7 protein-coding genes and 1 pseudogene are annotated in these 5,749 nt (G+C 63.6%); 6 read left to right on the top strand and 2 right to left on the bottom strand.

Annotated elements, in window-relative coordinates; translation table 11 throughout:
- From metC to ENZ74_RS19465, 5 genes are all read left to right on the top strand, one after another.
- On the top strand, positions 1-900 hold a 900-nt coding region (gene metC / locus ENZ74_RS19485), incomplete at its 5' end, for a cystathionine beta-lyase (RefSeq protein ID WP_127312930.1).
- Between the two features lie 130 nt (positions 901-1,030).
- Positions 1,031-2,092 (top strand): HPP family protein, encoded by a 1,062-nt coding sequence (locus tag ENZ74_RS19480; RefSeq protein ID WP_013532427.1) that lies wholly within the window; start codon positions 1,031-1,033, stop codon positions 2,090-2,092.
- 132 nt (positions 2,093-2,224) lie between these two features.
- Entirely contained in the window at positions 2,225-2,899 is a 675-nt protein-coding gene (locus ENZ74_RS19475) for an RNA polymerase sigma factor (protein ID WP_013532428.1), read from the top strand.
- Between the two features lie 117 nt (positions 2,900-3,016).
- Entirely contained in the window at positions 3,017-3,541 is a 525-nt protein-coding gene (locus tag ENZ74_RS19470; RefSeq protein ID WP_013532429.1) for a DUF4142 domain-containing protein, read from the top strand.
- Positions 3,542-3,552: 11 nt separating this feature from the next.
- Positions 3,553-3,861: a cupredoxin family copper-binding protein gene (locus tag ENZ74_RS19465; protein ID WP_013532430.1), complete on the top strand. Its 309-nt coding sequence runs from the start codon at positions 3,553-3,555 to the stop codon at positions 3,859-3,861.
- A 111-nt stretch (positions 3,862-3,972) separates the two neighbouring features.
- On the opposite strand, the gene ENZ74_RS19460 is transcribed toward ENZ74_RS19465, so the two are convergent.
- A complete protein-coding gene (locus ENZ74_RS19460; protein WP_013532431.1) occupies positions 3,973-4,803 on the bottom strand; it encodes a crotonase/enoyl-CoA hydratase family protein in 831 nt (276 codons plus the stop codon).
- Between the two features lie 88 nt (positions 4,804-4,891).
- Here ENZ74_RS19460 and ENZ74_RS19455 point away from each other — a divergent pair, with 88 nt between their 5' ends.
- Entirely contained in the window at positions 4,892-5,479 is a 588-nt protein-coding gene (locus ENZ74_RS19455; protein WP_024505017.1) for a TetR/AcrR family transcriptional regulator, read from the top strand.
- Positions 5,480-5,555: 76 nt separating this feature from the next.
- Here ENZ74_RS19455 and ENZ74_RS19445 read toward each other — a convergent pair.
- A pseudogene (locus ENZ74_RS19445) lies at positions 5,556-5,749 on the bottom strand (anion transporter); the annotation flags it as partial.

Raw genomic sequence — 5,749 nt, 5'->3', positions numbered from 1 at the left:
GTACCGCTGCTCGCCTTCGTGTCGGCCGGCGACCATCTGCTGATCGTCGATACCGTCTATCATCCGACCCGCAACTTCGCCGACACGATGCTGAAGCGGCTGGGCGTCGAGGTCGAGTACTACGCCCCCCATGTCGGCGCCGGCATCGCGGCGTTGATCAAGCCCAACACCAAGGTGGTGTTCACGGAATCACCGGCCTCCAACACCTTCGAGGTGCAGGACATCCCAGCCATCGCCAAGGCGGCGCACGCCGCGGGCGCCATCGTCATGATGGACAATACCTGGGCGACGCCACTGTATTTCCGCCCCCTCGACCACGGTGTCGACATCTCGATCCATGCGGCGACCAAATACCCGGCCGGCCATTCCGACGTGCTGCTTGGCACGGTGTCGGCCAATGAGAGCTGCTGGACGCATCTTTATGAAAGCTTCTGCACGCTTGGCTGCTGCGCCGGGCCCGACGACGTCTACCAGGTGCTGCGCGGCCTGCGCAGCATGGGCGTGCGCCTTGAACACCATCAGCGCAGCACGCTTGCCATCGCCTCCTGGCTCGAAGGCCAGAAGGGCGTGGCGCGCGTGCTCCACCCGGCCCTGCCCAGCCACCCGGACCACGAACTGTGGAAGCGGGACTTCTCCGGATCGAGCGGCATCTTTTCCATCGTGCTTGCCGGCGGCGGACAAAAGCAGCAGCACGCCTTTCTCGACGCGCTGCAAATCTTCGGCCTCGGCTATTCCTGGGGCGGCTATGAGAGCCTTGCCGTGCCGGTCTGGCTCGGCGACCGCGTTGTCGCGAAGGCCCCCTATGAGGGTCCATTGATCCGCCTGCAGATCGGCCTCGAGGACGTCGACGACCTGAAGGCCGACATTTCGCGCGGCCTGACCGCGGCGGCGGCTGCGTAGCGGAATTCTATTCCCTCAAATTGCAGTTTCCCGGATCAGTTTGGCTTTCAAATTCAACGATGCCGCGTCATTGCGGTGCGATCAGCACATTTTCGACTTCCCCTGGAATATCGGCAGAGTTTTCGACCCCATGGCTTTCCGCCTTTTTGTTCCCATTCTTGCCGGCGCGACGCTGCGCGAGCGTCTCGTCGCCTGTATCGGCGCGACGATCGGCATTGCACTCACCGGTGTGATCGCCAGCCTTGTGCTCGGCAACGGCCCGCACGTGCCGCTGCTGGTGGCGCCGATGGGGGCGTCGGCGGTGCTGCTGTTCGCCGTGCCCGCCAGTCCGCTGGCACAGCCATGGTCGATCATCGGCGGCAACACGATATCGGCACTGGTCGGCGTGATCGTGGCGCATTTCATCCACGAAACCGCCCTTGCCAGCGGCATCGCGGTGGCACTGGCCATCGCCGCCATGTCGTTCACGCGCTGCCTGCATCCGCCGGGCGGAGCGGCCGCGCTGACCGCGGTGCTGGGAGGGCCTGCCGTGATCAGCGCCGGCTTCCTGTTTCCATTCGTGCCGGTGGCGCTGAACTCGATCCTGCTGGTGGCGCTCGGCTACGGCTTCCACAGGCTGGCCCGGCGCAATTATCCGCATGTGCCGGTTGCGGCGCCGGCAAACAGCCACGGCACCGGCGATCTGCCGGCGCAGCTGCGCGTGGGCTTTCGGTCGGAAGACATCGATGCCGCGCTTGGCGCACTCGACGAGACGTTCGATATCGATCGCAACGATCTCGACCGGCTGCTGCGGCAGGTCGAATTGCAGGCGATGGTGCGCGCGCACAAGACCCTTCTGTGCGAGGACATCATGTCGCGCGATGTGATCTCGGTCGATGCTCACACCTCCACCGAGGCGGCGCGCCAATTGCTGCTTGACCACAACATCCGCACCTTGCCGGTCGTCAATGCGGAAGCCAGGCTGGCAGGCACGGTGGGGTTGCGCGAACTCACCCAGGCCTCGGGGACGGTTGGATCCGTCTTAACGCCCGCGGCAACAGCCGCCGCCGGCGTCGCCGCCATGGGTCTGCTGCCCGTCCTCACCGACGGCCGCAGCCATGCGGTCATCATCGTCGACGACGACAAGCGGATTCTCGGGCTGATCACCCAGACCGATCTGTTGGCGGCCACGGCGCGCCTGCAGGCTGCCTGACAAGCCTTCGCTCGCACTGTAGTGTAGCGGCCGCCGGACCCGGCAGAAAATCTTCGGGAACCTTTTGCCGGCGACAGCGTCCAATCTCCCAATCGAGATCCTGGTTCGGAGATTGGGTTGAGGAAACTTGCCATGCCTGCTGTGTTGACGGCCGTGCCTTCCGCTGTGCCAGGCGAGATGCAGCTTGTGCACCGCGCGCTGGCGCGCGACGGCGACGCCTTCCGCACCATCATCAAGACACACAATCAGCGGCTTTACCGGATCGCGCGCGGCGTCGTGCGCAATGACAGCGAGGCCGAGGACATCGTGCAGGAGGCATACGTCAAGGCCTTCGCCCATCTCGATGCGTTTCGCGGCGACTCCTCGCTCGCCACATGGCTATCGCGCATCGTCATCAACGAGGCGCTCGGCCGGCTGCGCAAAAGACGCAAAACGGTGGCGCTGCCGGAAAATCCGCAAGCCGAGATCATCCGGTTTCCCCTCAATCCCAGCGACGATCCGGAACGGACAATGGCGCAACGGCAGATCCTCCAACTGGTCGAACAGGCCACCGACAGCCTTCCCGACGTCTACCGGACGGTGTTCGTGGCGCGGGTGATCGAGGGGCTGAGCATCGAAGAGACCGCCGACCTCCTCGGCGTGCGGCCGCAAACCGTCAAGACAAGGCTGCACCGCGCCCGCGCCCTTGTCCGCAAGGCGCTGGACGACCAGATCGGGCCGGTGCTGCTCGACGCCTTCCCCTTCGCCGGCCGGCGTTGCGAACGACTGACCAGCGCCGTGATGCGACGGCTCGGGCTGGAAAGCTGAGCCTCAGCGGATTTCAGTTCATTTCAGCGGGAACGTTTGCCGCTGACCAGCATCCAATGACCGTCAACCGAAAAACACTGTCCGGGACGATTTCAGCGTCCCGGCGAAGGAGATGCCATGTCTATCCGACACACTGCTGCGCTCGCCGCCCTGCTGCTGCTCGGCACCGCGCCGTTCGCACAAGCCGCCGACAAGCCGACCGATCCGCAGATCGCCCATATCGCCTACACGGCCGGGGTCATCGACATCGAAGCGGCCAAGCTGGCCATCGACAAATCGAAGAACAAGGAGGTTGTCGATTTCGCCAAGGATATGGTCCGCGATCACGAGGCTGTAAATGTTCAGGCGCTCGACCTGGTCAAGAAGCTCAAGGTCACCCCGGAAGACAACCCCACCAGCAAGGCGCTGACCAAAGCTGCGACGGAGGAGCGGGCCAAGCTCGCCAAACTCCACGGCGCTGCCTTCGACAAGGCCTATGTCGACAATGAGGTCGCCTATCACAAGCAGGTCAACGGCGCGCTCGAAACCCTTTTGATCCCGTCGGCGCAGAATGCCGAGCTGAAAAGCCTGCTGGAAACCGGCTTGAAGATATTCCAGGGCCATGAGCAGCACGCCGAACACGTCGCCGGCATGCTCAAGTAAGGACCGGGAGCATGCAGAACCACCATCTGTGGATTGCGTTGACGCTCGCCGTCGGGATCGTGCCGGCGCAAGCCGAAACCATCCAGGTCACCATCGACAGGCTGGTGTTCTCTCCGGCCACCGTCGAGGCAAAGGTCGGCGACACGATCGAGTGGGTGAACAAGGATGTGTTCGCCCACACGGCAACCGTGAAAGGCGGCTGGGAAGTGATGATCCCGCCGAAGAAATCCGCAAGCCTGACTTTGAAGACGGCGGGACCGGTCGACTACTTCTGCCGCTTTCACCCCAACATGAAGGGCCGTTTGGTGGTGGCGCCCTGATCCAGCTCCGACGAGTGCATGTCGCCCAAAAGTAACCTCGGTTTTGGGAGAACGACACGCATAAAAACAAAGACCTGAAGCGGGTCGCCTGAGGAATTCCAGCGACCCGCTTCAGGCTCGCCTGGCCTCGTCGGGACGCGCGATATGTGTCCACGAGCCGTCATAGCCCGGCTCGCGGCGTGCAATCCAGGCATTCAGCCCTTCGCGCAGATCAGCGGTCGGGGCCACGCGGGCAAACTGCTCGGCCTCGACCAGCAAACCTTCGGCGATGCTCTGGTTGAGGCCGCGCGCCACTGCCGTGAGGATGCCGGCAATCGCCAGATCGGAGTGCCGCAGGATACGCCTGGCCAGATCAAATGCCGCCGGCATCAACTCGGCATGCGGCACAACCTCGTTGACGAGACCCAGTTCAAGCGCCCGCGGCGGCGCAAACCAGTCGCCGGTCAACAGCAGTTCGAGCGCCCGCTTGCGCCCCGCGAGCCTCGGCAAGCGCTGGGTTCCACCAAAGGTCGGCGGCATTGCGAGGTTGATTTCCGGCTTGGCGAACAAAGCGCGGTCACTGGCGATAGCGAGCGGTACGGCCTCGGTGATTTCGCAGCCGCCACCAAAGGCAATGCCGTTGACGGCGGCGATGATGGGCTTGCGGTAGGCTTCCAGCCTCGCCGTCAGCCGCTGCCCGCGCATGACGAAATCCCGCATCGCGACACCGACGCCAAGCGCCACGCTGGCCGAGAACTCGTGAATGTCGCCCCCCGCCGAAAACGCCCGCTCCCCTGCTCCGGTCAGAATGACCGCTCGGACGCCGTCATCGACTTCCATGTCGTCAAGGACCGCAAGCAGGCGGTCGATCAGGGCATAGTTCAGCGCGTTGAGTTTCTCCGGCCGGTTGAGGGTGAGGATGGCAATCCCATCCCGGGTTTCGCTAAGGACAAGATCTGTCATTTGGCTGTTCCTTCTCCATCATGCTGATGGAAGGAAGACTATGCCCTTTGTCGCTTGTGTATATTCACTAGTCGGTATACATAGGCTTATGCCCGACACGCAGAGCCCTACCCGCAAACGCATTGTCGATGCCGCGACCAGGCTCTTCTATGCAGAAGGAATCGGTCGTGTCAGCGTCGATGCCGTTGCCGAGGAAGCGGGTCTCACCAAGCGCACGCTCTACTACCATTTCAAGAGCAAGGACGACCTGATCGCCGCCTATCTCGACGGCCGCGACCAACCCAATCTGAAGCGGATGGCCGGCTGGTTCGAGGCTGCCGAAGGCGGCGCGGATCGCAAGGTCGAGGCGATCTTCACCAATCTGGCGAGGTCCGCTCGCCACCCGAAATGGAAAGGATGCGGCTTCCTGCGCACGGCCGCCGAACTCGCCTCGATGCCCGGACATCCGGCGGTCAAGGTGGGCGCGCGGCACAAGCTGAATTTCGAAACATGGCTGGCCGGCGCCCTGTCGGACCATGGCGTCGCGGAGCCGCAAACCCTGGGGCGCGAGATCGTGCTTTTGATCGACGGCTGCTTTTCGATCATGCTGATCCACCGCAACCCCGATTACATCGAAGCGGCCGGACGCGCCGCGGCGACGCTGGTGCGGGCGCGACTTTCAGGCAGTCAGGTCTAAAGCGCGACGCGCTTTAAGCCTTTGGTTTTATGCATGTCGTTGGCCCAAAACCGGGGCCACTTTTGGGCGACATGCATTAGAAACCGAAAGCCAGCCATGCGGTGCCGGCGGCCAGCGTTATCAGCGTCAAAGGCAAGCCGACCTTGAAAAAAGCGCCGAACGACAGCGTCGTGCCGGCGGCCCGCGCCTGTTCGGCGACGATCAGGTTGGCGACCGAACCCAGCAGCGTGAAATTGCCGGCCAGCGTCGAGCTCATGGCGACGACCAGCC

Source organism: Mesorhizobium sp. M7A.F.Ca.CA.002.15.2.1, from assembly GCF_003998715.1.
GTDB classification, from domain to species: Bacteria; Pseudomonadota; Alphaproteobacteria; order Rhizobiales; family Rhizobiaceae; genus Mesorhizobium; species Mesorhizobium ciceri.
Note: the sequence above shows the minus strand (reverse complement) of the source record. Positions and strands in the feature narration are given on the sequence as shown.

What these genes read in the sequence shown, in the direction of transcription:
- ENZ74_RS19470 (WP_013532429.1), top strand. Translation starts at nt 3,017, where the DNA reads ATGTCTATCCGACACACTGCTGCGCTCGCCGCCCTGCTGCTGCTCGGC.
- ENZ74_RS19455 (WP_024505017.1), top strand. Translation starts at nt 4,892, where the DNA reads ATGCCCGACACGCAGAGCCCTACCCGCAAACGCATTGTCGATGCCGCG.
- ENZ74_RS19460 (WP_013532431.1), bottom strand. Translation starts at nt 4,803, where the DNA reads ATGACAGATCTTGTCCTTAGCGAAACCCGGGATGGGATTGCCATCCTC.
- ENZ74_RS19475 (WP_013532428.1), top strand. Translation starts at nt 2,225, where the DNA reads ATGCCTGCTGTGTTGACGGCCGTGCCTTCCGCTGTGCCAGGCGAGATG.
- ENZ74_RS19465 (WP_013532430.1), top strand. Translation starts at nt 3,553, where the DNA reads ATGCAGAACCACCATCTGTGGATTGCGTTGACGCTCGCCGTCGGGATC.
- ENZ74_RS19480 (WP_013532427.1), top strand. Translation starts at nt 1,031, where the DNA reads ATGGCTTTCCGCCTTTTTGTTCCCATTCTTGCCGGCGCGACGCTGCGC.